General features: G+C 67.2%; 23 protein-coding genes and 1 pseudogene. 9 read left to right on the top strand and 15 right to left on the bottom strand.

All coding sequences use genetic code 11. The annotated features are described in order from the left end of the window. Window positions 1–11: 11 nt before the first annotated feature. The 4 genes from G6N19_RS12975 to G6N19_RS12960 all read left to right on the top strand — a co-directional run bounded on the left by G6N19_RS12975 (window position 12) and on the right by G6N19_RS12960 (window position 3,679). Entirely contained in the window at window positions 12–1,634 is a 1,623-nt protein-coding gene (locus G6N19_RS12975) for an FAD-dependent oxidoreductase (RefSeq protein WP_013830386.1), read from the top strand. 96 nt (window positions 1,635–1,730) lie between these two features. Continuing rightward, window positions 1,731–2,162: a hypothetical protein gene (locus G6N19_RS12970; protein WP_013830387.1), complete on the top strand. Its 432-nt coding sequence runs from the start codon at window positions 1,731–1,733 to the stop codon at window positions 2,160–2,162. 96 nt (window positions 2,163–2,258) lie between these two features. After that, entirely contained in the window at window positions 2,259–3,053 is a 795-nt protein-coding gene (locus G6N19_RS12965) for a VirB8/TrbF family protein (protein WP_013830388.1), read from the top strand. Next, window positions 3,050–3,679, top strand: a complete 630-nt coding sequence (locus tag G6N19_RS12960; RefSeq protein WP_193465062.1) for a twin-arginine translocation pathway signal — start codon at window positions 3,050–3,052, stop codon at window positions 3,677–3,679. Before G6N19_RS12965 ends, G6N19_RS12960 begins: the two co-directional genes overlap by 4 nt. A 21-nt stretch (window positions 3,680–3,700) precedes the next feature. On the opposite strand, the gene G6N19_RS12955 is transcribed toward G6N19_RS12960, so the two are convergent. The 13 genes from G6N19_RS12955 to G6N19_RS12895 all read right to left on the bottom strand — a co-directional run bounded on the left by G6N19_RS12955 (window position 3,701) and on the right by G6N19_RS12895 (window position 18,109). Beyond that, window positions 3,701–4,168 (bottom strand): hypothetical protein, encoded by a 468-nt coding sequence (locus tag G6N19_RS12955; protein WP_013830390.1) that lies wholly within the window; start codon window positions 4,166–4,168, stop codon window positions 3,701–3,703. A 36-nt stretch (window positions 4,169–4,204) separates the two neighbouring features. Further along, the gene (locus G6N19_RS12950) at window positions 4,205–4,624 is read right to left on the bottom strand and encodes a hypothetical protein (protein ID WP_013830391.1); all 420 of its coding nucleotides are present in this window, start codon (window positions 4,622–4,624) and stop codon (window positions 4,205–4,207) included. A gap of 15 nt (window positions 4,625–4,639) precedes the next feature. After that, a complete protein-coding gene (locus G6N19_RS12945) occupies window positions 4,640–5,146 on the bottom strand; it encodes an Rv2253/PknI dimerization domain-containing protein (RefSeq protein ID WP_013830392.1) in 507 nt (168 codons plus the stop codon). A gap of 17 nt (window positions 5,147–5,163) precedes the next feature. Further along, a complete protein-coding gene (locus G6N19_RS12940; RefSeq protein ID WP_013830393.1) occupies window positions 5,164–6,714 on the bottom strand; it encodes an MCE family protein in 1,551 nt (516 codons plus the stop codon). Beyond that, on the bottom strand, window positions 6,715–7,878 hold the full coding sequence (locus G6N19_RS12935) for an MCE family protein (RefSeq protein WP_193465061.1): 1,164 nt from the start codon (window positions 7,876–7,878) through the stop codon (window positions 6,715–6,717). It abuts the gene before it with no gap. Further along, window positions 7,875–9,329 (bottom strand): MCE family protein, encoded by a 1,455-nt coding sequence (locus tag G6N19_RS12930; RefSeq protein ID WP_193465060.1) that lies wholly within the window; start codon window positions 9,327–9,329, stop codon window positions 7,875–7,877. The genes G6N19_RS12935 and G6N19_RS12930 overlap by 4 nt, the downstream gene beginning before the upstream one ends. Then, window positions 9,326–10,420, bottom strand: a complete 1,095-nt coding sequence (locus tag G6N19_RS12925) for an MCE family protein (RefSeq protein WP_193465059.1) — start codon at window positions 10,418–10,420, stop codon at window positions 9,326–9,328. Before G6N19_RS12925 ends, G6N19_RS12930 begins: the two co-directional genes overlap by 4 nt. Window positions 10,421–10,466: 46 nt before the next feature. Beyond that, window positions 10,467–11,495 (bottom strand): MCE family protein, encoded by a 1,029-nt coding sequence (locus G6N19_RS12920; RefSeq protein ID WP_193465058.1) that lies wholly within the window; start codon window positions 11,493–11,495, stop codon window positions 10,467–10,469. Next, on the bottom strand, window positions 11,492–12,793 hold the full coding sequence (locus G6N19_RS12915) for an MCE family protein (RefSeq protein ID WP_158019498.1): 1,302 nt from the start codon (window positions 12,791–12,793) through the stop codon (window positions 11,492–11,494). Before G6N19_RS12915 ends, G6N19_RS12920 begins: the two co-directional genes overlap by 4 nt. A gap of 63 nt (window positions 12,794–12,856) precedes the next feature. Next, the gene (locus tag G6N19_RS12910; RefSeq protein WP_193465057.1) at window positions 12,857–14,023 is read right to left on the bottom strand and encodes a thiolase C-terminal domain-containing protein; all 1,167 of its coding nucleotides are present in this window, start codon (window positions 14,021–14,023) and stop codon (window positions 12,857–12,859) included. A 170-nt stretch (window positions 14,024–14,193) separates the two neighbouring features. Further along, window positions 14,194–15,384, bottom strand: a complete 1,191-nt coding sequence (locus G6N19_RS12905; protein WP_193465056.1) for an OB-fold domain-containing protein — start codon at window positions 15,382–15,384, stop codon at window positions 14,194–14,196. Window positions 15,385–15,392: 8 nt separating this feature from the next. Beyond that, the gene (locus G6N19_RS12900) at window positions 15,393–16,598 is read right to left on the bottom strand and encodes a CaiB/BaiF CoA transferase family protein (protein ID WP_193465055.1); all 1,206 of its coding nucleotides are present in this window, start codon (window positions 16,596–16,598) and stop codon (window positions 15,393–15,395) included. Next, window positions 16,595–18,109: an aldehyde dehydrogenase family protein gene (locus tag G6N19_RS12895; protein WP_013830403.1), complete on the bottom strand. Its 1,515-nt coding sequence runs from the start codon at window positions 18,107–18,109 to the stop codon at window positions 16,595–16,597. Before G6N19_RS12895 ends, G6N19_RS12900 begins: the two co-directional genes overlap by 4 nt. A gap of 236 nt (window positions 18,110–18,345) precedes the next feature. Here G6N19_RS12895 and G6N19_RS12890 point away from each other — a divergent pair, with 236 nt between their 5' ends. The 4 genes and pseudogenes from G6N19_RS12890 to G6N19_RS12875 all read left to right on the top strand — a co-directional run bounded on the left by G6N19_RS12890 (window position 18,346) and on the right by G6N19_RS12875 (window position 21,579). Next, window positions 18,346–19,047, top strand: a complete 702-nt coding sequence (locus G6N19_RS12890) for an SDR family NAD(P)-dependent oxidoreductase (protein ID WP_083037653.1) — start codon at window positions 18,346–18,348, stop codon at window positions 19,045–19,047. 40 nt (window positions 19,048–19,087) lie between these two features. Continuing rightward, window positions 19,088–19,948, top strand: a complete 861-nt coding sequence (locus tag G6N19_RS12885; protein WP_013830406.1) for a mycofactocin-coupled SDR family oxidoreductase — start codon at window positions 19,088–19,090, stop codon at window positions 19,946–19,948. A 42-nt stretch (window positions 19,949–19,990) separates the two neighbouring features. Then, a pseudogene (locus G6N19_RS12880) lies at window positions 19,991–20,176 on the top strand (ferredoxin); the annotation flags it as partial. Window positions 20,177–20,238: 62 nt separating this feature from the next. Then, on the top strand, window positions 20,239–21,579 hold the full coding sequence (locus G6N19_RS12875) for a cytochrome P450 (protein WP_193465054.1): 1,341 nt from the start codon (window positions 20,239–20,241) through the stop codon (window positions 21,577–21,579). A gap of 87 nt (window positions 21,580–21,666) precedes the next feature. On the opposite strand, the gene G6N19_RS12870 is transcribed toward G6N19_RS12875, so the two are convergent. Together G6N19_RS12870 and G6N19_RS12865 are read right to left on the bottom strand one after the other, a co-directional pair. Next, window positions 21,667–22,842: an acyl-CoA dehydrogenase family protein gene (locus G6N19_RS12870; RefSeq protein WP_083037595.1), complete on the bottom strand. Its 1,176-nt coding sequence runs from the start codon at window positions 22,840–22,842 to the stop codon at window positions 21,667–21,669. Further along, complete coding sequence (locus G6N19_RS12865; protein ID WP_013830410.1) at window positions 22,826–23,842, bottom strand: acyl-CoA dehydrogenase family protein; 1,017 nt, start codon at window positions 23,840–23,842, stop codon at window positions 22,826–22,828. The genes G6N19_RS12870 and G6N19_RS12865 overlap by 17 nt, the downstream gene beginning before the upstream one ends. A gap of 283 nt (window positions 23,843–24,125) precedes the next feature. Between G6N19_RS12865 and G6N19_RS12860 the strand changes: the two genes are divergently transcribed. Then, complete coding sequence (locus G6N19_RS12860; RefSeq protein ID WP_013830411.1) at window positions 24,126–25,214, top strand: amidohydrolase family protein; 1,089 nt, start codon at window positions 24,126–24,128, stop codon at window positions 25,212–25,214. Window positions 25,215–25,241 lie beyond the last annotated feature (27 nt).

The following is a 25,241-nucleotide window of genomic DNA, read 5'->3' as shown; positions in this document are numbered from 1 at the left end:
GGAAAACGTCATTGACAGTCGGTGATTGGGACGACGAGTTCGACGTGGTGGTGCTGGGTACCGGCGGAGCCGGGCTCACCGCCGCGCTCACCGCAGCGGTCAACGGCGCCTCGGTCGCCGTCTACGAGAAGTCCGCGACCGTGGGCGGCACCACCGCGGTCTCCGGTGGTATCGCCTGGATTCCCGCGCATACCCGGGCCCCTGATTTGACCGTCGAGGCCGCGCTGGACTACCTGCGGGCGCAGTCGTTCGGCGCAATGGACGACGAGCTGGTGTCGACGTTCGTGCGCACCGGCCAGGAGATGGTCGACTTCGTCGAGAAGCACAGCGACGTCCGCTTCGAGGTCGCGTCCGGCTTCCCCGATTACAAGCCGGAGCTGCCCGGCGGGCGCCCGGGCGGCGGGCGCTCGCTGAGCCCGCTGCCCTACGACATCTCCCGGCTGGGTTCCTGGCAGGACCGGATCACCGCGTTCCCGGCCGACTACAGCAACGTCGGATTCGACGCCGAGACCCGCGCCCGGCTGCACGCCGACATAGACGCGGACACCGCTGCGGGCGATCTGTGCGTGGCCGGCACCGCGCTGATCGCCGGGCTGCTCAAGGGCGCGCTGGATCACGGTGTTACGCCGGCGACCGGCTGTCGCGGCGTGGAACTGATCGCCGGCTCCGACGGCGGCATCGCGGGCGTGCGGGTCGACTGCGGCACCGCGGCGCGGCGGGTGCGCGCCCGCCGCGGCGTCATCCTGGCCAACGGCGGATTCGAATGGGACACCGCCATGGTCGAGGCCTTCCTGCGGGGGCCGATGCGGGGCGCGGTGTCACCACCGAACAACACCGGTGACGCGTTGCGCATGGCCATGGCGCACGGCGCCGACCTGGCCAACATGGGCGAGGCGTGGTGGGTTCCCATCGTCCGGATCCCCGGCGACACCATCGACGGCCAGCAGCGCAGCCGCAGCGTACGACTGGAGCGCACCCGGCCGCGCAGCATCATCGTCAACCGGTCCGGTCGGCGGTTCGTCAACGAGGCGTGTGACTACAACTCGATGGCCGGCGCCTTTCACTACCTGGAGCCGCGCGGTGGCTACGTCAACGATCCGGCGTGGATCGTCTTCGACGCCGAGCACCTGCGCCGGTACGGATTCCTCGGCGTCGCCCCCGACGACGCGGCGCCGGAGTGGTTTTGCGAGTCGCCCGACCTGGCGGCGCTGGGCGCCCGGACCGGCATCGACCCGGACGGTCTGGCCCAGACCGTGGCCTCCTGGAACCGCGGCGTGGCGGCCGGCGCCGATCCCGAGTTCGGGCGCGGCGCCAGCGCCTACGACGGGTACTGGGGCGACGATCAGGCGGACACCCCGGCCGGCCGCACGTTGGGTCCCCTCGACACCGCGCCCTATTACGCCGTACCGCTGTCGGTGGGAGCGATGGGCACCAAGGGCGGTCCGCGCACCGACGCCGACGGTCGCGTGCTGCACGTCACCGGGCGGCCGATCCCCGGCCTGTTCGCCGCAGGCAACGCGATGGCCGGGGTGACCGGCCGGGCCTACGGGGGCGCCGGCGGGACCATCGGACCGGCGATGGTCTTCGGCTTCCGTGCCGGACGCGCGGCGGCCGCCGGTGATTCGAGCGTCTGACGAGCCGCACAATCGCCCGCCGCCACCGAACTGGAAATGCTATTCTTCTGCGCAAAGAATTTGAGTCTTTGGCAGGTGAACGCACCGGAGGAGCCCGTGACAACCAGGAAGTTCTCGGCGTCGCCCCTGGTTCTAGCCCTGGCGTTCACCGGCCCGCTCGCCACCGCCGCCCCGGCAGCCGCCGACGACTCCGCACCCCACCGGGTGCGCTACTTGGTCAGTGCGACCGAAACCGCCCAGGCGAACATCTACTACCGTGAAGTTCAGCCGCCCAACTTCGGCGACTACAGCCACAACCCCTACCAGTACAGTCCGCGTGCGGACGTCACCATCGGGCCGAACCAGCCCTGGATCTTCGAGACCACCCTGGCCGACCCGCAGGACTGGGCCATGGTGGTGGTGTCGCTGCCCGGGATGCATCCCCAACTGGCCTCACCCGGGTTCGTCTGCGAACTGCGCATCGACGACGTCGTCGTCGCCACCGACGCCGGCACCAAAGGGGCGCTCTGCTCGCTCCGCACCTGGTGAGAGACCTGGTGCTACCGTTTCGGAGCGGGCTTGCGAGAGTGCTTGGCCTTGTGGGGGACCCTGCCGGAGCTGGGTGGACAACGGACAGGAGGGCATATGCCGTCGCGTGATCCGGCCAAACCGGGCGGTCGGGGAAAGCATGCCGCCAAGCGCACCTCAAAAGATGCGCTGACGCTGGCAGAAGCCGAGGCGAAGGCCGCCGAGGCTGCAGCGGAGTTGGCCCGCGCCCGCGCGGAGCTGCTCAAGGCGCAGCAGGGCTCCGAGTCGGAAGCCACCCAAGCGGTCGAGCTGGAAACCGCACCGCACGTCGAGCCTGCGCGAATCGAAGCCGATGATCCGGCGCCGGGTGCCGGCGAAGCTGCTGTCGATGAACCGGCTGAACAGCCGCGCAAGTCCATCGGCATCCGCAGACAACTGGGGTGGGTGGCGGCGACGCTGGCCGTACTCGCAATCGGCGGGTTCCTCGCCGTTGATGTGCTGATGCTGTCCCACCATCGCGACGTTGCCCTGCGCCAACATCAATTGGGCGAGTACGCCGCGGCCGCCCGTCAGGGCGTGGTCACGTTGATGTCGCTGAACTACGAGACCGTCGACGACGACGTCAAGGCGATCCTGGACAACTCCACCGGTGAGTTCAAGAAGGATTTCGAAGCCCACGCCGGCGACTTCGCCAAGGTGGCCCGCGAGTCCAAAACCGTCACCTCGGTTGACACGGTGGTCTCCGGCGTGGAATCGATGTCGGACAACGAGGCGGTGGTGCTGGTCGCGGCCACCACGAAGGTCACCAATACCGCCGGAGCCAAGGAGGAACCCCGCAGCTGGCGCCTGACCGTGCACCTGGCCCGCGAGGGCGACCAGGTCAAGATGTCGAAGGTGGACTTCGCGGCATGAGCGAATCCGACAGGGATGACATGACACCTGAAGCGGTCGAAGACGATTCCGTGACTGCCGATGCCGACGTGGCCCCGGAGCCCACCGAGCCGGCGGCAGCGGAGTCACCTGCCGATCAATCCCAAGCCGCGCCGACGGTCTCAACGTCGCGCTGGATCGCCGCCACCCTGGGCTTGCTGCTGTTGGCGTCAGCGGGGCTGGCCGGCTGGCTGTACTTCGGTGTGCTCCGGGCAGATCAGCAACTCGGACCCGCGGGCGAGCAGGCCGTGATGGCCGCCGCCGCCGACGGTGCGGTCGCCGTGCTGACGTACGCGCCGAAGACGATGGAGCAGGATTTCGCCGCCGCCGAGAGCCACCTCACCGGTGACTTCCTCTCGCACTACACCGATTTCACCCAGAAGGTCGTCACCCCGGCGGTCAAAGAGAAAGAAGTGCAGACTATCGCCGCAGTGGTTCGCAAGGGCATCGTGTCGTTGCGTCCCGGTTCCGCCGAAGTGCTGATCTATCTCAACCAGACCACGATCAGCAAGACGAACCCCGACGGCTCCTACTCGATGAGCAGCGTCAAGGTCGGCTTGGAGAAGCACGGCGGTCGGTGGCTGATCTCCTCGTTCGATCCGGTGTAGGCCAACCCGCTTGCCGGGGCGCTACATCCGCACCAGCGCGAACGTCCAGGTGTTCACTCCGCCCGGACCATTCATACAGCCCACCTCGAAATGTGATTCGACGACGCCGGCCAGCGTGTTGGCATCCCAGGTGTAAGTGTCGCGGGTCGGCATCGATGGGCCGAACGGGCAGGTGAGACCGTTGGGGTAATCCGAGGTGAACGAGTACTGACCGTCCACCAATTTGGCGGTGCCGCCGTAGTATCCGCGACCGAAGAAATGCGGTCGGTCGATCGCACTCACCTCAACACAGCCGGCCGGCAGGTCGTCGAACTTGCCCATCGTCTCGCACGGGTAGGCCGCCCACACCCACGTCGCATCGGTCCACCGGTTGCTCAGCACCTCGTAGTTGCCGTAGCGCATATCGGCCGCCGCGGTCGGTGCCACAGCTGTGGCGGCCGCTGCAACCAGCAGCGCGCCGAGCGCTGCACCGACAGTGGTTCGCATCATGGGTCGGACTCCCTCAACTTGCCAGGATTGTTGTCGCTAGAGGTCTCCGCGACGCCACAGGGCCTCGCCGTCGGCAACGCAGGCCAGGAAGAGTCCGTCGGGCGCCTGCGCCACCTCGCCGACGTACTCGTCGCACCTGCTGTTCTCCTCCTTGATGCCGTGCATCTCCGGGGAACGGAACCAGCGCGGCTCGTACCGGCGAGGCGATCCGCAGTACACCAGCCTGCCCGGCAGGGTCGACGGGCCGGCAACAGCGGACCCGAAGACGAAGTAGGTGGTGTTGGAGCACGGCGCACCCAGCACCACATTCGGCGCGATTCCCGGTGTGCACGCCGGGACGTCACACATCGGCACGTAGGGGTCGGCAACCGACGGCGCCGCGGGCGTCACACCGACGACCACCCCGGCGGCAACTACCGCCCCGACGAGCGCTTTCATCACCTGAGTCGTCTGCATGGTCTCCCCTACTACCTAAAGTCGCCGCACGCTCAGCGGCATGACGATCACCGTGGGCTGGTTGCGTCCACAGGCCCCCGAGACCCCGATCGTTCTGTCGTAGCCGACCAGCAGATCAATGTTGCGTTTGTCGTACTGGCCGTTGAGGTCGCTGCCCTGGAACTGGTAGCGCTGCCGGCCCGGCGAGGTGGTGCCGTCCGGGCAGGTCTGCCAGTTCTCATGGAAGCGGTCGACGATCCACCGCGAGGTGCGAAATTCCAGCGGCGCGGTCCAGCCCTGGTCGCTGCTGACCTGGCCGGTACAGACATGCGCGTTCTCGCAACTGGAGCTGAACGTCCACACCGACGAGACGGTGACTTCGTCCATGAACACTTCGTTGGTCTTGGCCCAGTCCCCGCTCGAAGTGACCCGGTAGGGGCCGTTGAGCTCGAAGCCCAGGGCGGCATGCGCCGGCGGTGCCGGTGACGACGCCAGGACAAGGCTGACAGCCACTGCGGCGACGGCTGATTCAAGTGCGCGCATGTTTTGTCCTCCTTCGGCTACGACGGCATCAGGTCGGTCCACGTCTTGGGGCCCGAACCGGGCACCAGGTTCGTCTGCTGCTCGTAGCGCCCGTCGGGTGTCATGTACTTGCCGGTGTTCGGGTCGTAGGGCAGCACCGCGACCGACGGTCCCGGGCCGGCGTTCGACGAGGGAGCCGCATCCTGGGCTTCGGGGGGCGGCGCCGGCACCACCGGCCGTGGGGAATCCGGTGATGTCCCTGACGGGGTGGCCCACGGCGGCAACGGGGTGCCCCCGGTCGGCGCGAAGATCCGGTCGTTGAAATCGGCCCGGTCGTCGATCGGGATGCCCTGCTTGAGCAGGTTCGGGTCGATGGGTCCGGGGCCGGTGAGGTGCTGACGCATCGCGATGGGCACGAAGCCCTTCGGGTCGTCGCACAGTTCGACCGTGGGCGCGCGCTTGCCCGGGTGCTCGATACACGGGAAGTTGCGGGCACCGCGCACCGACACCGGGGAATCCTGCGGAAGTTTGCAGTACAGCCCATCGGGGGTGTCGATCGTGGTGGTGTCGGCCGGGGAGCGCCAGGAGGATGGCGGCAGGAACCCCACGGTGCACGGGTTGGGGTCACCGAAGGTGAGGGTGAAGTCGCCCTGCGGCAGACCGGTCGGGTTGTTCTTGGGAAGACCGAACGACTGCTGGGCCGCAATGTATCCGGGCAGCAGCACCATCAATTGCTCCAGCGAGGGGTTGTAGACCAGCAACACCTGCCCCAGGGTGTTCAGGTTCGCCAGCAGAATCGGCAGCGTGGGCTTGAGATCGGTCATCAGACCGGACACCTCGTCGGCGAATCCGGGACCGCGCTGCAGGATGGCGCGCAACTGCGGGTCGTTGACGGCGACCTGTTCGGAGATCCCGGCCACGCTGCGCGCCCAGGTCCGGATCGCGTCGGTGCTTCGTTCCTGGGAGTCCAGCAGTGGCGCACCGTCATCGACCAGCTTGCGCACCTTATCCGAGACCCGGTTGGCGTCGCCGCTGATCGTGGTCGCCGAATCCAGCAGTGATTGGAAGTCGTAACCCGCGCCGTCGAAGGCTTGGAAGGTCTCGTCGAGCAAGTCGCTGAGCCGGTCCTTCGGGATACTGTCGACCAAGGCACTGACCTGATCCAGCATCGGCCCGACCTGTTGGGGTACTTCGGTGTCGGACGCCGCGATCACCGAACCGTTCCGCAGGTACGGACCGCCGTCGCTGCGCGGCAGCAGGTCGACATACTGCTCGCCGATCGCCGAAACGCTACGCACCGCGGCCACCAGATCGGCCGGGATCTTCGGTGATCGACTCAGCGACAACGTGGCGCGCACGCCGCCCGACGTCAGCTCGACATTGGTGACCGTGCCGATCTGCACCCCGTTGTAGGTGACGTTGGAGAATCGGTAGAGTCCGCCGGTCTCCGGCAGGTCCAGCTTGACCGTGACCCGGCCGATCCCGAGCAGGGTCGGCACCTGCATGTAGCCGAAGATCATGGCTGACACGCCGATCACCGATGCTATGAGGAACAGGGCCAGCTGAATGCGTACGAAGCGTGTCAGCATCTATCCACCGCCTCCCGACCCGACGGCTCCGGGTGGTAAGCCTTCGCTCGACGACTGCAGAATCGGTTCTTGCAGCGGGTCGTAGGAATAGTTCAGATACCACGGGTCGCCCGGCGCCGGAACGAGTTTCGCATCTTCGTCACCCCACTGAGTGCCGGCGAACAGCGCCCGCTTGAGTCGCGGTTTGGTGAGGTCGAAGACGGCGAACAGGTTCAGGAAGTCGCCCCGCACGGCGCGCTCGATCGCGTTGGGGCCGTACGGGAAGGCCGAGGCGTAGGCGACCGCTGAGTTGAGCTCCGGGCCGATGTTGGCCAGCGACCGCAACGCCGGTTCGATGTGGATGAGATCGGCGACCAGTTCGCGCCCAGAGTCGTTGACCAGCCCGGCCGACAGGTCGCCGAACTGGCCCAGCTTGGTCAACGCGGTGACGAACTTGGGGCGTTCTTTGATCAAGACGTCGATCGCCGGTGGAATCTTGTCCAGCGCACGATTGATGGTGTCGCGCTGCCCGGCGAATGTGGTGGCCGTCCGGTTCATCTCACCGATGGCCTCGACGATGTTGTTCCGCTGCCGATCCAGCGCCCCGGTGAAGTGGTCCAGCCGAACGATCAGATCGCGAATATCGGCCTCCCGGCCCGCCATGGAGGCGCTGAAGTTGTGGATGATGTCACCGATCTGGCCGAGTCCGCCCCCGTTGACCAAGACCGCCAGCGACGACAGGGTCTGCTCGGTGGAGGGGTACGTTGACGAGTCGCTCAGCGGTATGGTCGCGCCGGGTGCCAGCCGCCCCGTCGGCTGCTGCCCGATCGGCGGATTGAGCGCCAGGTGCATCGAACCGAGCAGGCTGGTCTGCCCGACGGTCGCCACCGCATTAGCCGGGACCTCGACGCCGGGGTTGACCGCGATGTCGACGTTGGCGTGCCAGTTGGTGACCGTCATCTTGCCGACGCTGCCGATCACCACGTCGGAGAGCATCACCGGCGAATTGGATTCCAATGTCCCGACATTGGCCAGCTGGACGGTGAAATGCTGCGCTCCGGAACCGCGGCCTTGAACACCCGGCAGCGCCACCGAGTTCAGTCCGCCGAAGGCGCAGCCGGTCGTGGTGGCGGCGACCAAGACGGCGACCGCCGCGCTGCGCCGCAGGAAACGTAGACCGATCATGGCGAGGGTGTCCCTTCCGCGGGCAACGGACCGGGCAAGCCGGGCGCCGGCCCCGGCGGCGGACCGCCGGGCAGCAGCATCCCGTCGAAGGTGGTCGGGCTGGGCAGCGGCGCACCGGGGATCAGCGGCGGCGTCGCCGTGGCGGGCAGCCCGTCCGGCACGTAGGAACCGCGCGGTTGCAACGGATCCGTCCACCCCGGCGGCGGCGGGACATCGCCATGCAATCCGGTGTAGGCCGAGATCGACGGTTCCTGTTCCGGCAGGTTTCCGGGGTGCTCGGCGTGCGGCATCAACGCCGGGTCGGTATAGATCAACTTCTCCGGGCTGGCCGCCTTGGTCAGGTATGGGGACATCGGCAACGGGAGCCCGTTGAAATTCAGCAGCCGCATGGCCGGTCCGAGGTACCCTTCGCACAACTTGCCGGTCTCCGTTGACGTCACGTTACCGACCGCGCCGGTCATCGTGCAGATCGCCTGAACCGGGTTGCTGAAGTTGGCGAACGCGAACGAGCCCACCGGGGTCCCACTGGTCACGTTGTACATGTTGAGCGTGTTGGCAATCGCATTCGGGGTGATATGCAGGATATTGCGAATCGCGTTCTTCGAATCAGCCAGCGTCTGACTGACAGCGGCCACGCCACGCAGCGCCTCGGCGGTTTCGGCGCGGCTCCCCGCCACGAAATCCCGCACCGTGTCGATCGCGCCGGCGAAGTCGGTCAGAGCCGCATCCAAGTTGGATCGGCTGTCGTTGACCACACTCGTCAACGTGGCAAGCCGCGACTCGAACACCACGATCTGCTGATCGCTGTCACGTAGCGCCGTCACGAACGTCTGCAGGCCCGTAATGATGTCGACGATGTTTCCGCTGCCCTCGGCGAAAATCCGGGCCATGCCGGAGAGTTGAGCCAAGGTCTCGCGCAGTTTGGCGCCGTTGCCGTCCATCGCATTGGCCGCGCTGTCGATGAAGCGCGACGCCGACGTCCCCGAAACACCGCTGCGCGGACCCAGTTCCGCGGCAAGCCGGTTCAACTGGGTCTTGACCTCATCCCACTCGACCGGGACCGCGGTGTGCTCGCGTCCGATCACCGCGCCGTCGGCGAGGGTCGGCCCGTCGCCTCGATGGTAGGCGGGGGTCAGTTGAACGAACCGCGCCGCCACCAGGTTGGGTGCGACGATGACGGCTTTGGCATCGGCCGGGATCGGCACCTTGCGGTCGACGCGCAAGGTGAGCTTGGCCTGGGTGCCCTGCGGTTCGATGCTGTCGATGGTGCCGACCTTCACCCCGGCGACCCGAACCTCGTCACCTGGATAGATTGCGGTTGCGGTGGAGAAGTACGCGGTGATTTTGGTCGGCTTCAGGACGGTCTGACGGATCAGGATGCCCGCGCCGGCCAGTACCAGCAGCGCCGCCACGGCGGCCGCCGCGATCTGCAGTGGTTTACGAGTCGTCATCGGGGCGGCAGGTCTCCTGGTTGCGGAATCCCATTGATCGGGAATGGCAGTTCGGCACGTGGCCCGGCATTGTCCGGCGGCTGCCCGGCGTCGACGCCGCGGCGGAAGCCGAAGATGTAGTCGAAGAACGGCTGGAACAGCTGCGGCAGGAACAGGTTCGGGACGTAGGCGCTGTAGTAGGCCCCGTTGGACACCGTCTCGCCTTGGGTGAGTTCGTATTTCGCCAGACCGGGCAGCGCCTTGGCGAGGTTGTCCCGGTTCTTCTCCAGGATCTTGTTCAGCTCGATGACTTTGTCCAGCGTCGGTTTGAGCTGTTCGTTGTTCTGGGCGACGAGTTCAGACAGCTGCCGCGACACCGCCGATGTGCTGACCAGCAGGTTGACGATCGCCTGCCGACGGGTGTTGAGCACCTCGACGAGGCTGTCGGCGTCCAGGATCAGCGAGTTGATCTGCTGGCTGCGTTCGGAGAGCACACCGGTGAGCTCGGCGGCCGATTTCAGCAGGTCGGCAAGGCCCTCATTGCGGTTGTTCACCGCTCGGGAGAGTCTGCTCAGGCCGTCGAACGTCGGACCCAGCTGGGGAGCGATCTGGTCGATGGTTTCCGAAAGGGTGTCCAACGACCGGTTCAGTGACTCGGTGTCGGTGCCGGCGGTATTGGAGGTCAGTTCGCCGACCACGTCGACCAGCGAGTACGGCGACGATGTGCGGGTGAGCGGGATGACATCCAGCGGGCGCATCTTGTCGCCGCCCGCCGGCTCCACCGTCAGCACCCGCTCGCCGAGCAACGATCCGGTGCGGATGTGCGCGGTGGTCTGCGAGCCCAGCGGGTACTTGCCGGCCAGCGTGAACGTCACCAAAGCGTCGCCGTTGTCGAGTGCGACATCGGTGACCGAGCCGACCTTGATCCCCGACAGCGTGACGTCGGCGCCGGTGCTCAGGCCACCGGCTTCGGCGAACCGGGCCTGGTAACGCACGCTGGTGGCCCACTGGATCAACTGCTCGGGCTGCAGCCCGATCGCGACGATGAAGGCCACGACCACAATGCCGATCAGGCCCATCCTGCTCAACTGGCTGCCGCGGTATTTCAGCATCGATCGGTCCCCCGCCGTGCCGGCGCAGCAGCGAGCAGCACGCCGCTCAGTCGGTGTCGCTGCATCGGCCCTCCTCCGCCTTTATCCAGGGGAACACCGCCGTACGGCCCTGGGTGTCGCTGACCCGGATCTGCACGGCGCAGATGTAGTACTGGATGAATCCGCCGTAGGCGCCGAGCCGGATGGCCTTGCGGTAGTTCTCCGGCGCCTTCTGTATCGACATGTCCAGGCCGGCCAGGTCGGCGTTGATCGCGGTGGTCAACCGATCGACCTGAGTGATCGTGTTGGTCAGTGGATCACGGGCGTTGCCGAGCAGGTCAGCCAGCGATGCGGTGCCGCGATCCAGGGCCGTCACCGCGGTCCCTATCGGGTCGCGGTCGGCTGCCAAGCCGGCGACCAGCTTGTTGAGTCGATCGATCGCCCCGGAAAACCGCTTGTCGCCGTTGGACAAGGTGGCCAGCGTGGTGCGCAGTTGGTCGATCAGGGACTCAATAACTTGGTTGTTGTCCGCCAGGGAGTTCGAGAACGACGATGTCCGAGACATCAGTGAGTCGATGGTGCCGCCCTGCCCCTGCATGATCTGGATCAGCGATGCGGTGAGCGAGTTGACGTCCTGTGGGTTCAGTCCGCGGATCACCGGCTTGAGGCCGTTGAGCAGCAGGTCCAAATCCAGTGCGGGCGCGGTCCGCTCCAGCGGGATCTCCGAGCCCACCGGCAACAGCCGGGTCGAGCCGGGCCCGTCCGTCAGTTCCAGGTAGCGGTCGCCGACCAGATTCAAGTAGCGCACCGAGGCCTGAGTGCCGGTGGTGAGCGAAATGTTGCGGTCAGCCTGGAATTTCACCAGCACCGTGCCGTCCGGGCGCAGCGCGACGCGACCGACCGTGCCGACCCGAACTCCGGCGACTCGCACGCTGTCCCCGGCTTTCAGCCGGGAGGCGTCGGAGAAGACCGCCTGGTAGCCCGCCGTCGGTCCGGTCCGGACCTCGGCGAAGATCGCGAATAGAAAGATCGTGGCCAGCACCATCACCGCGGCGTAGACGCCGAATTTGAGCAGGGGACCAAAGGGGCGTGTCATCCGGGCATCCCCACCTGGGCGCTGTTGCGCGGCGGTCCGCCGATCGGCCCGAACAGCGCCTGCTTGAGGCCGTCGGAGTTCAGCAGGATGCCCTGGTTGCCGTATTCGTACGGGTTGGCTCCGACGTCGGCGATCAACGCGGGCACCCGGTATTCGGGCGGTACGTCGGGCAGGCCCAGTTCCGTGCAGTAGGAACGGTCGGAGCGGGCCGCCACCTTCGGTAGGTGGTCGGGGTAGCGGTAGCGTTCCTTGGCCAGGGTGAAGCTGGCGGTGATGATGATGCCGGGGACGTTGAAGGGCGGGGATTTGGCGAACGGCACCAACCCGCCGATCGAACAGCCGAGTTCGTCGTGATACTTGTCCAGCAGTTGTGCGGTCGGCTCCAGCACCCGCGTCAGGTCGGTCAGTCCCTGCCGATTCTCGCCCAGGACCTCGTTGCCGGTATCGGCCAGGCCGATGGCGCTCAGCAGGAAGGTGTCCAGGCTGTTGCGCTCTTGCACGATGCTTTCACTCATGGTGCTGGTGGCGTTGAGCGCAGCGGTGAGATCGGGCGCCGCATCGGCGTAAGACCGGAACACCGGCGGCATCGTGGCGGCCTCATGTTCGAGGGTGTCCAGGCTGGGCTCGATCTCTGCCAGTAGCTTGTCGAAGTCGGTGAGCGCCTGACCCAGTTTCTGCCCGCGTCCGTTGAACGCCGTCGAGACGGCGCTCAGCGTTTCGTTCAGCTTCTTCGGGTCGATCTTGTCCAACACCCGCACCAGCTGTTGGAACACCGTGTTGATCTCGACGGTGACGTGTTCGCCGGCCAGCACCTGACCGGCGTGCAACCGCGTCGCCTCCGGGTCCGGCGGCGCCACCAGCTCGACGGACTTGGCACCGAACACCGTCGTGGAGGCGATTCGGGCGGTGACATTCGCCGGGATCAACCGCAGCTGGTCCGGTTGCATCTCCAGTCGCAGCACGGCGGTGCCATCCGCCAGCGGCTCGATGGACCCGACCTTGCCCACCTGGACGCCGCGCAGCTTGACCTTGGCGTCGGGATACATCACCAGGCCGGCGCGCTGGGACAGCACCGTGACCGGCACCGTGCGGGTGAAGCTGCCGCGGAACAGCGCGATCGGCAGCGCGACGAGCGCCGCGATCGTCAGGATCGTCAGCAGCCCGATCATCGGCCGCACATAGGCCGGCGACTCTCGCCGCTGGCCGGTGGGCCGATGCCGCCCTGCGGCAGCCCCCCGTGGGGTCTGCTCACCGCGTTCCCGGTCCATCGGTGGATCGGCGGTCGCCCCGAGAACCATTACCGCACCGCCGCCGAGTTATTGACGGTCACGTCAATGTGAATTGGAAGCGCCGACCCGCCGCTAAACGCCATCGCCGCCCCCTTCCACGATGGTGACCGCCGCCACCGCAGTTGGCCCTCCGATGTTGTGCGCCAAGCCGATCCGGGCACCATCGACCTGATTGACCGCTGTCCCGCGCAACTGCTCGAAGAGTTCTACGCACTGTGCCACACCGGTGGCCCCCGGCGGGTGGCCTTTGGACTTCAAACCACCGCTGGGGTTGACCGGCAACGCGCCGCCGACACTGGTCACCTCGGCTTCGAGCAACTTGTGGGCTTCGAACCGTTCGGCGAAGCCGAGGTCTTCGTAGCTGATCATCTCCACACCGGTGAAGTAGTCGTGCACCTCGGCGACATCGATGTCCGACGGCGTCAGCCCTGCCATGGCGAATGCCTGCTTGGCGGCGCGCAGTGTCGCCGGAAACGTAGTCATGTCCCGTTTGTGCTGGTGCATCACCGCATCCAGACCCAATCCCACCCCGCGGATCCACACCGGCCGATCGGTGAAGCGATCCACCACGTCCTCGGCGGCCAGCACCAGGGCGGCGGCGCCGTCGCTCTGCGGGGCGCAGTCGTACACCCCGAACGGGGAAGCCACCATGGGCGCTTCGAGGGCCTGCTGCATGGTGATCTCGAAACGCAGCCGCGCGCGGGGGTTGCTGACCCCGTGCCGGTGGTTCTTCACCGCCACCATCGCCAGGTGCTCGCGGGTAGCGGGCGACTCGTGCAGGTAGCGCCGTACGTGCAGGGCGAAACCGGCCGGCGCGACCAACCCGAGCGGGTAGTCCCACGCCATGTCGCGCGCGGTTTCCTCCCAGGCCCAGAGCATGTCCTTGGTGGCGGTCTCCCGCAGCTTGTCGGCACCGATCACCAGCGCCACGTCGACCGCCCCGGACGCGACGCCGAACAACGCGTTGCGGACCGCGTCATTGCCCGTGGCGCAGGAGTTCTCCACCCGCGTGACCGGTAGGTCGGGCAGTCCCAGGGTGTCGGCCAGGATTCCGGACGGAAAGCCGTCGGTGGTGCCCAGCGCGCCGAACCAGGCCGCCTGCACATCGGTTTTGGCCAGGCCCTTGTCCACGCTGGCGGCACACTCGGTGAAGGCCATCGGCAGCAGGTCCTTGATGCCCAGCGCGAAGTGCTCCCGGAACGGCGTCATACCGGCGCCGACGATGCCCACGCGTCTCATCCGCCGCTCCTCAGCATCACTCCGTCCCGCGCTGCTTCGCAGCTGGGGACTCCGCTCTGCATCGTCGCCGGCGGTCTCATGCGCCGCTCCTCAGCATCACTCCGTCCCGCGCTGCTTCGCAGCTGGGGACTCCGCTCTGCATCGTCGCCGGCGGTCTCATGCGCCGCTCCTCATGCGACAGCCTCGGGTTGTTCCGACGGGTCGAAGGGTTCGAACGCGTACCCGTAGTCGGGCACCCCGGAGCGCACCGCGATCCGGCGCAGCACCAGCCGGCCCCGGTCACCGATCCAGGCGCTGCCGGCCGGCGCTCCCGTCACCTTCACCAGCGCGCGGACCGCCACGTCATCGAGCTCGACGATGACCAGCGAGTACGGGGTGGTCAGCCCGGGCACCGGGATCTGTACGGTCACCTCGGTATAGACCGTGCCGACGCGGGGCAGCTCAACGAGCTCGTAGTTGGTGCTCAGCGTCGAGTCGTCGCCGACGCGGTAACGCGGCGGGAAGTCGAGTTCGTCGCTGTCCGGATGCTTGCCCGCCTCCCAGCGGACCTTGGCTTCGAAGGCACGCTCGTAGGCGGCCAGCGAAATCGGCAGGTCCGCGCCGGGAGTGTGCACCCGCTCGGGGATCGGCCGGGCCGCCGGTTCGTGCCGGTGCACCGGCGCCTCCCCTTCGACCACCGTGATCCCGGACAGGTTGGCCTGCTCGACCGCCAGCAGCGGACCCACCGTCTGCGTCTCGGCCAAGACCGCCAGCGCGAACAGCCCCGAGCTGGCACCGGTGGTCGGCAGCGGAGCGGGCTTACCGATGCAGAGTTCCACCGCGCGGTCATGTTCGACCCCGGCGAGCATCACCGGTGTCTCCGCCCAGGCGGCCACCAGCGACGCCACCACGCCGCGCTCGTAGAGCAGCCGCGGGTCACCGTAGTCGTGCACCACCCCGTCGTTGCGGGTGCGCACCGGCAGGCTGCGGGCGATACGGGCTGCGGTCCGGATACGCAGGCCGTTCTCGGCGGTGAGCACCGCCGCGGCGCCGGCCGGGTCCAGGTCGACCCCGATGATCAGGGTGCGCGGCCGGGCCGAGCTGAGCGCGTCCAGGGCGGCCGGGGCGCCGCCGAGACGCTCGACCACCTCCAGTTCGGGATCGAGGCCCAGGCCGGCCAGCAGGACCGCGGCGTTGCTGCTGTCGGTCAGCGGAAAGTCACGGCTGACCACCACCAGGCGCTCCACCGCGCCACCGCCGGTCAACGCCGCACGGCCGGCCTCGACCGCCAGCGTGATGGCATCCTCGTCGTCACCGATCAGCCGGCGCTGGAGGGTTCCCCAGCACGGCAGGTAGGTACCGATCGAAGCTACGTGCGGCATCGCGTGGCCTAGGTGACCGCGCCGGCGGTCTTGAGTTCGATGATGCGGTCCCAGTCCAATCCGAGTTCTTCCAGGATCTCGTCGGTCTGCGCGGCGAACCCGGGCGCCGGGCCGGTCGCCGGGGCGGCCACGTCGAACTGCACCGGGTTGGCGACCAACTCGAGTTCGCCTGCCTGCACGATGTATTCGTTGGCACGGATCTGCGCGTCCTGGGCGGCCTGCAAGGTGTCCTGGACCGGCGCCCACGGGCCGGCCAGCGTGGCGAAGCGCTCACTCCACTCGGGCAGCGTCCGCTTGGACATCGCCTCGCGCAGGATTTCCACCGCTGCCGGGGTGTGCTCTGCGAACGACTGCGCGGTGGCGAACCGCGGATCGTCGATGTAGTCGTCGAGCTCCATGTGTCGGCACACATCCGCCCAGAATTTTCCTGGCTGCATCATGACGAACGAGATGTAGCGCTCGTCGGCGGTCGCGTAGACCCCGACCAGCGGGTTGATCGGGGAGCCGTGCACCCCGGGCGGCTGTTGGACCAGCCGCTCGCCCAGATGACTGGTCAAAGCGACGGTGTGGCCCATGGCCCACAGGCCGCTGCCCAGCAGGGACACGTCCACCACCGACGGCTCACCGGTGCGCTCGCGCTTGAACAGCGCCGCGGCGATACCGCCGGCCAGGTTGGTACCCGAGATGGTGTCACCGTAGGCGGGTCCGGGCGGCGCGATCATGCCCTCGATGCCTGGCGGGGTGATGGTCGCGGCGGTGCCGGCGCGACACCAGAAGGCGGTCATGTCGTAGCCGCCCTTCTCCGATTCGATGCCGCGGGGGCCCAGCGCGCTGCCGCGGGCGTAGATGATCTTCGGGTTGACCGCGCGGATGTCGTCGACGTCCATGGCGAACTTGCGGCGGTGACCGGGCAGGAAACTGGTGAGGAAAACGTCTGCGCGCTTTGCCAATTCGAGCAGCACCTCGCGGCCCTCGGGCGTCGACACGTCCAGGCCGATGCTGCGCTTGCCGCGGTTGGCGTGCTCGATGTTGGGGTTGGGGTCGCCCTCCACCCGCAGCATGCCGGTCTGCCGCAGCCCGCGCTGCGGGTCACCGGTCACCGCATGCTCGACTTTGATCACCTCGGCGCCCCACTCCGCCAGTACCGCGCCGGCCGACGGGACGAACCCGTACATCGCGACCTCCAGGACGCGGACGCCCTCCAGCGGCCTCATTCGGCGGCCCCCACGGGCGCGGCGAAGGTCTTGGACTCCATGAACTCTTCGAGCCCGGCGACGCCCATCTCGCGGCCGATGCCGGACTGCTTGTAGCCACCGAACGGCGCGTCCGGGCTGAAGTAGTTGCCACCGTTGATCGAGAACGTTCCGGTGCGGATCCGGCGGGCCATCGCCACCGCCCGGTCCTGGCTGCCGAAGACCGCGCCGGACAGCCCGTAGATCGAGTTGTTGGCGATGCGTACCGCGTCGTCGTCATCGTCGTAGCCGATCACCGCCAGCACCGGCCCGAAGACCTCTTCCTGAGCGATCTCGCTGTCCGGATCGACGTCGGTGAGCAGCGTGGGGGTGTAGAAGAAACCGGGATCGATCTTCTCGCCGCCGGTCACCAGGGTGGCGCCCGCCGCCACCGCGCGCCGCACCATGCCGTCGACCTTGTCGCGCTGCTTGGCGCTGATCAGCGGACCCATGTAGGTCTTCGGGTCGGTCGGGTCGCCGTAGCGCACATGGGAAAAGTTGGTCTTGATCAACTCCACGATCTCGTCGTGGTGGCTGTTGGGCACCAGCAGCCGCGACGTCAGCGCGCAGCCCTGGCCGGCGTGGGTGACCATCGAGAACGACGCGAACACCGCGGCCATATTGAAGTCGGCGTCGTCGAGCACGATCGCCGCGGACTTGCCACCCAGCTCCAGGAAGACCCGTTTGAGCGTCTCGCTGGCGGCGGCCATGATCGCCCTCCCGGTCGGGGTGGACCCGGTGAACGTGACCATGTCGACGCCCTCGTCGGTGGTCAGCACCGCGCCGACCGCAGGGTCCGACGAACTGAGCACGTTGACCACCCCGGGCGGGATGTCGGTGTGGTTGGCGATCAGCTCACCGAGCGCCAGCGTGATCAGCGGGGTGTCCGGGGCGGCCTTGAGCACCACCGTGCACCCGGCCGCCAGCGCCGGAGCCAACTTCGCCAACGCCAGCTGATTCGGGTAGTTGTAGGCGATGATCGCGCCGACGACGCCGGCGGCCTCCTTCTCCACCCACCGGTGGTGCAGCATGCCGCGGCTCTCGATGTTGCCGAGATCCTCGGTCATCGGATAGTCCTTGAGCAGATCGGCGTAGTAACGCACGATCGCGATCGGCTGGTCCAGCTGCGCGCCCTGGGTCAGCGCCGCCGTGGCGCCGACCTCGGCGATGGTCAGCGCGGCCAATTCATCACGGTGCTCGACCAGAGCGCGGTGCAGCTGATCCAGGCAGCGGACCCGCAGCGCGACGTCGGTGGCCCAGTCGCCGGTGTCGAACGCCCGCCGCGCCGCCGCGACCGCCGCCCTGGCCTGCTCGACACTGGCTTCGGGGGCGTAGCCCAGGACTTCCCCGGTAGCGGGGTTCAGCGAGGGGTAGGTCCGGTCCGCCCCCACCAGCTTGCCGTCGATCAGCAGGTGCCGGGCGGCGACGTGCTCGGCGGCGTTTGCACCGTCGGCACCATCGGTGATGGTCGCTGCCGTTTCCTGCGAACCCATGCAAGCCTCCCGCCGGGTAACTACATTCTCATGTGCGGCGAATCATACATCTCGAGAGGGAGAACTCAAGCCGGAAACGGAAGCCATCCATACCGCAGAACTGCACCACGGCAAGCCCGCGATGCGACATCATCCCTGTTGAGAGCGGTTTCGCCGGAACCTTGCCAGAAACAGTCGTACGAGAGTACGATTCTCACGACTTGGAAAGGGGATTCTTTGTGGCCGAGACGGACCTCGTGAGGACGGCTGTCGTGACCGGGGGCGCCTCGGGGATCGGCGCGGCGGTGGTGAACCGCTTGCGCGCTGCCGGCCACCGCGTGGCGATCATCGATCTCAAACCCGGCGACGACGAGCTGTCGTTCGCCGCCGACGTCACCGATCGCGGGCAGATCGATACCGCGCTGACGCAGATCCGCGAACAGCTCGGGCCGGTCGGCATCCTGGTCAACGCCGCGGGGCTGGACGGCTTCAAGAAGTTCAACCACATCAGCTTCGAGGATTGGCAGCAGGTCATCGACGTCAACCTCAACGGCGTCTTCCACACCATCCAGGCGGTGCTGCCCGACATGGTGGCGGCCGGCTGGGGACGCATCATCAACATTTCCTCGTCGAGCACCCACTCCGGAGTTCCTTATATGGCGCACTACGTTGCGGCCAAATCCGCAGTGAACGGCCTCACCAAGACCCTGGCCCTGGAGTATGGGCCCAGCGGGATCACCGTCAACGCCGTGCCGCCCGGCTTCATCGACACCCCGATGCTGCGCAATGCCGCCAGCCATGGATTCCTCGGCGACATCGACGACAACATCGCCCGAACCCCGGTGCGCCGCATGGGCAAGCCCGAAGACATCGCGGCGGCGTGCGCCTTCCTGGCATCCGAGGAGGCCGGCTACATCACCGGGCAGATCCTCGGCGTCAACGGCGGGCGCAACACCTGACACTCCCGATACCGACGGTGCATCAACGAAAGGAACAGCTGTGGGACGCGTTGCCGGAAAGGTCGCATTCATCACGGGGGCCGCTCGCGGGCAGGGGCGCAGCCACGCGCTGCGGCTGGCCGAGGAAGGCGCCGACATCATCGCCGTCGACTTGTGCCAGGACATCGAGACCATCGGCTACCCGATGGCCCGACCGGAGGACCTCGAAGAGACCGCCAAGCTGGTCGAGAAGACCGGGCGCGGCATCGTCACCGCGCAGGCCGACGTGCGCGACGCGGCGGCGCTGAAGACCGCGCTGGACGCCGGGCTGGCCGAATTCGGCAAGCTCGACATCGTCGTCGCCCAGGCCGGTGTGGCCGGCATGAAGGGCAACCCGCCGCTGCAGGCCTGGATCGACGTCATCAACACCAACCTGGTCGGCACCATCAACGGCATCCAGGTCGCGCTGCCCCACCTAGGCGAGGGCGCCTCGATCATCGCCACCTCGTCGGCCGCCGCGCTGATGGACGCTCACCAGAAGGCCAACCCCGGCAACGACCCGGGCGGCATGGCCTATATGACCTCCAAACGCCTGATGGCGCAGTACGTGCACGACCTGGCCACCGAGTTGGCGGTGCGCGGCATTCGCGCCAACGTCATCCACCCGACCAACTGCAACACCGACATGCTGCAGAGCGAGCCGATGTACCGCTCCTTCCGGCCGGATCTGGACCACCCGACGCGCGCCGACGCCGAACCGGTCTTCTACGTGCAGCAGGCGATGAAGGTGCCGTTCATCGAACCCGAAGACATCTCCAACGCGGTGCTCTGGCTCGCGTCCGAGGAGGCCCGGTACGTCACCGGCATGCAGTTGCGGGTGGACGCCGGCGGATATCTCAAGTGGTACGACTACCACGTCTGAGGAGTGACTGACGCAGATTCGCCCGTGTTCGATAGGAGCAGCATGAAAGTTTGGGTTGACCCGGAGCGCTGTCAGGGCCACGGCCTGTGCAAGATGATCGCGCCGGATTCCTTCGACCTCGACGACATCGACGGTCACTCCACGGCCGTCAGCGAGGACGTCGTCGCCGGACAACAGGAAGTGGTGATCGAAGCCATGCGATCGTGCCCGGAACGCGCGATCTTCGTCGACGGAAAGGACTCCACCGGCCAGGTCGCAACCGGTGCGGGGCAGCCAGATTGGACCGCGCAGTGAACGAGCAGAAGAAGCAGCGCTACTACTACTTCGACCGCCATGCGCCGGAATACCGTGATCGGTTCCTCGACATCACCGACGAGATGCAGGCCAAGTGTCCGATGGCCTGGACCGACACCTACGACGGCCACTGGGTGGCGGCCGGTGCCGCGGAGGTATTCGAACTGGCCCGGTGCCCCCATGTCTCCAACGACCACGACATCAACAACGAGCGTCGCGGCTACAAGGGCATCTCCATCCCGCCGGCGAAGCGGGCACAGGCCCGCGGCGGCGTGCTCGAAATGGACGGCGATGAACAGCAGTTCTACCGCGAACTGCTCAACCCGTACATGTCGCCGGCGGCTATCAAGCGATGGATTCCGTTCATCGACGAGGTGACCCGCGCCGCGATTAACGAGAAGATCGAGGAAGGCCGGATCGACTTCGTCGACGACCTGGCCAATGTGGTGCCGGCCGTCTTCACGCTGGCGATCCTCGGTATCCCGCTGAAGAACTGGACGATCTACTGCGAGCCGGTCCATGCGGCGGTGTACACCCCCGAGCACGACCCCGACTCGGTGCGCGTCGCTGAGATGCACCGGCAGATGGGCTTGGACCTGGCCACCAATTATTTTGAGGTCAAGCAGAATCCGCGGCCGGGAATCGTCAACGCGCTCACCCAGGCGGTGCGGAACGGTGAACCGATTCCCGACATCGACGGCCTGTCGATGGTCGGCGTGGTGATCGGGGGCGGATTCGACACCACCACCGCGCTGACCGCCCACAGCCTGGAGTGGCTGGGCGAGCACCCGGAGGAACGCGAGCGCCTCAGTCGCGAGCGGGAGAAGCTGTTCAACCACGCCACCGAGGAGTTCCTGCGCTACTTCACGCCGGCCCCCGGCGACGGGCGTACCTTCTCCGACGATGTCGAGGTGGCCGGAGTGCAGGTCAAGGAGGGCGAACGGCTGTGGCTGTCCTGGGCGATGGCCAACCGTGACCCGTCGGTGTTCGAGGACCCCAACCGCCTCATCATGGACCGGAAGGGCAACCGGCACTTCAGTTTCGGCCTCGGTGTGCACCGCTGCATCGGCTCACACGTCGCCCGTGCCGTGTTCAAGTCGATGATGCTTGCGGTGCTCGACCGGATGCCGGACTACCGCTGCGATCCGGCCGGCGCGGTGCACTACGACACCATCGGTGTCATCCAGGGCATGCGGCATCTGCCGGCTACCTTCACCCCCGGCAAGCGCATCGGCCCGGGGCTCGACGAGACGCTGGAGAAGCTGCAGCGGATCTGCGACGAGCAGGGGGCCGCCCGGCCGATCACCGAGCTCAAGGAATCGGTGGTCATCGACTGAGTTTCGTGCCGCCACTGTGCGGTTTCGTACGCGACATACCGCGGGGTGCGTACGAAACCGCACAGTGGGCGGAATACTCGGCGAAGGTCAGCCGCGCGGCAGTCCCAGCACCTGCTGGGCGATGAGATTGCGGTGGATCTCCGAGGTGCCGCCGGCGATGGTGCCCGAGAAGCTGCGGGCATGACGCTCGAACCAGCTGGCGAAATAGCTGTCGAGGTTCATCGGCGCATACGGCCCTGAATTCGCCGGATGGACCAGGCCCGCCGCCCCGGCCGCATCCAGCGCGTGGCCCGAGGCGAACATCTCGGCTTCGGAGCCGAGCAGCTTGAGCACCGACAGCGCGGGCACATCCTCCTCGCCGCGCGAGGCCCGGGCCAGCGCCCGCGACCCCAGCAGGCGCAACGCCTGGTAATCCATGATGGCCGTGGCGAATTGATCACGCTGCAACGCATCGTCGGGGCGGAAGTCGGCGATCACGTTGTCGAGCCGGTCGGCGAAGCCCAGCCACATCATGGTGCGTTCGTGCCCGAGGGATCCGTTGGCCACCCGCCAGCCACCGTTGAGCGGGCCGACCAGATTGCCGGCCGGCACCCGCACATCGGTGAAGAACACCTCGTTGAAGTCTTTGTCGTCGATGCCGCAGATCGTGGGGAACGGGCGACAGACCACGCCGGGCGTGTCGGTGGGGATCAACAAGACGCTGATGCCCTTGTGTTTCGGAGCATCGGGATCGGTGCGCACGAATGTCAGCAGCACATCGGCGTCGTGGGCGCCTGAGGTCCACACCTTCTGTCCGTTGACGATGAAGTCATCACCGTCACGGTCGGCCCTGGTCCGCAACGACGCCAGGTCCGAGCCGGCGCTCGGCTCGCTCATGCCCAGCGACGCGGTGATCTCAGCACGCAGGATCGGCACCGCCCAGCGCTGCTTCTGCTCGTCACTGCCGAAGGAAAGCAATGAGGCCGCAATGATGTTGACGCCCTGCGGATTGAAGCTGTGATAGATCCGGCGCCGACACAGCTCCTCCAAATGGACGAACTGCTGCAGCAGCGTGGCGTTGCGACCGCCGAATTCCGGTGGGTTTCCGGGCAGCAGCCAGCCGTTGTCGAACAGCAACCGCTGCCAGCGGCGCGCCCAGTCGGGCATGTGGGACACCGACCGTGGCCGCTCCGCGGTGTCGGCCTCGTCGGGAAGATTCGCGTCGAGGAAGGCCGCGAATTCGGCGCGGAATTCTTCGACCTCGGGATCAAATGTGAGTTGCAAGGTATTCCTCGGCGATGGTCGCGCGATGCTGTGCGGCACCGCCCAGCATCAACTCACCGGCTTTGGCTCGCTTGAGCGCGAACTGCAGGTCGTTCTCCCAGGTGAATCCCATCGCGCCGAACAACTGCAGCCCGTGCCGGAAGACGACCGACTGGCATTCCCCGGCGGCCGCCTTCGCCATCGCCGAGGCCATCCGGCGCCGCGGGTCGTCCGCCGCGATCGTGAGCGCCGCGAAATACGCCAGCGCGCGGGCCCGCTCGATCGCGACATGCATGTCGGCCGCCTTGTGCTGGACGGCCTGGAACGAGCCGATCGGTACGCCGAACTGCTGACGGCCGCGTACGTGCTCGAGCGCCAGGTCGAGGATGCGCTGACAGGCGCCGACCATGGTCATCGCCATCCCGGTGAGCGCGACATGGCGCGCCCGGTCGATGTCGACCCGCATCCGGGCACTGTCGGGCACCTCGACCCCGGCGAAGGACACATCGGCCACGTGCAGCGTCGGGTCGAACACCGCGGACCTCCGCGTGGTCACCGCCGCGGCGTCCACCATGAACACCCCCGCGTCGGCGACCACCGCCAGCCGATCGGCCCGGTCACCGTCCAGTACGTGCAGCGCGGTTCCATCCAGCACCCAGCCGGCGGCGTTGCGGTGGGCGCTCACACCGCCGAGAACCGCCGCCCCGGTGGAGCCGTCCGGTCGATGGTGCTCACCGACCAACGGCGCGAACTGGGTCATGGTGGCCAGAAACGGCGTGGGATCGGTGGCGCGGCCGAGTTCTTCGAGAACGATCGCCAGCTCTACCGCGGTTTCCGGCTCGTGCAACTCGGTCCAGCCCAGATCGACATAGACCTTCCACAACGAGTCGACGGCACCGTCGTCTCCACCCGCAGTTCCTTCTATGACACCGCGCACCAGCGACGGCGAGCACTGCTTGCCCACCACGTCGCGCACCGTGCCCTGCCACAGTCGCTGATCCTCATCAAACTCCAACAGCATTGCAGTCACCTCCTCCACAGCCCGATCGAGAATAACATTCTCGTTAGCGAATGTAACGATCTCGCCGCGAGATACCGCGCTATCACAACGTATCGCGCGGTTACCGTAGCCGTGGCGGCGCCCGCCTGCACCGTCTCCGCCACAAGGCTGCGAGAATCCAGTTCTTGCAAGCAAAGAATACAGCTATACAATGGTCGGCATCGGGACTCGGCCTCCCGGTGACTCTGCACGGCGCGCCCCGCGGCGGGCGCGGACTCGGGCGACACGGCGAAGGGCGGCGTTGATGATCGAACACCCGGATGGCAGCCGCACCCCCGTCATCGACGCCAGCGTGCACATCTTCGCCGCATCCAACAAGGACCTGCGCGGTCACCTGCGCGAGCCGTACCGCAGCCGGGGCTTCCCGGACTACGAGATGGACTGGTACGGAGCGCCGGGCGGCGAGTACGCTCCCGGCACCCAGGGGCCCGACGGCCAATACCCGGGCTCGGATCCCGAGGTGGTCGCCCAGCACCTGTTCGCCGATCGCGGGGTCGATGTGGCGGTGCTGCACCCGATGAGCCGCGGCGTCATGCCGGATCGGCATCTGGGGTCGGCGCTGGCCGCGGCGCACAACGAAATCCTGGTGTCGCGCTGGTTGGACCACAGCGTGCACGGCGAGCGCTTCCGCGGCACCATCCGGGTCAACCCCGACGACATCGCTGGGGCACTACGCGAGATCGACCGGTGGAAGGACCATCCCCGGGTGGTCCAGATCGGCGTTCCGCTGCAATCGCGGGAACTCTTCGGCAAACCCCAGTTCTGGCCGTTGTGGGAGGCCGCCATCGACGCGGGCCTGCCGGTGGCCGCACACATCGAGGTCGGCTCCGGCGTCGCCGCCTCACCCACGCCGTCTGGGGTGCCTCGCGTCTACGAGCACTACGTCAGCTTCATGGCGTGCAACTACCTGTACCACCTGATGAACATGATCGCCGAGGGCGTCTTCGAGCGGATGCCGTCGCTGAAGTTCGTCTGGGCCGACGGCGCCGCGGATCTGCTGACGCCGTTCATCTGGCGAATGGACACCTTCGGCAGGCCACACCTGGAGCAGACGCCGTGGGCGCCGAAGATCCCCAGCGACTACCTGCCCGGCCACGTGTTCTTCGTGCAGGGCGCCATGGACGGTCCCGGGGACACCGACTTCGCCGGCGAGTGGTTCGGCTTCACCGGCAAGGACGACATGGTGATGTACGGATCGAGCTATCCGCACTGGCAGCGCAACGAAGTGAGCGTTCCGAGCACGTTCAGCGCCGAGCAACGCGACAAGCTGTGCTGGCGCAACGCCAGTCGGCTCTACGGCATCGACGTACCGGCCCCCGCGGGCGCACACTAGAGAGCAGTTGGGATCAAGGGAGATCAC

The organism is Mycobacterium novum (assembly GCF_010726505.1).
Lineage (GTDB): Bacteria > Actinomycetota > Actinomycetes > Mycobacteriales > Mycobacteriaceae > Mycobacterium > Mycobacterium algericum.
The sequence above is the reverse complement of the archived record's forward strand: the minus strand, read 5'-3'. Positions and strand labels throughout refer to the sequence as shown.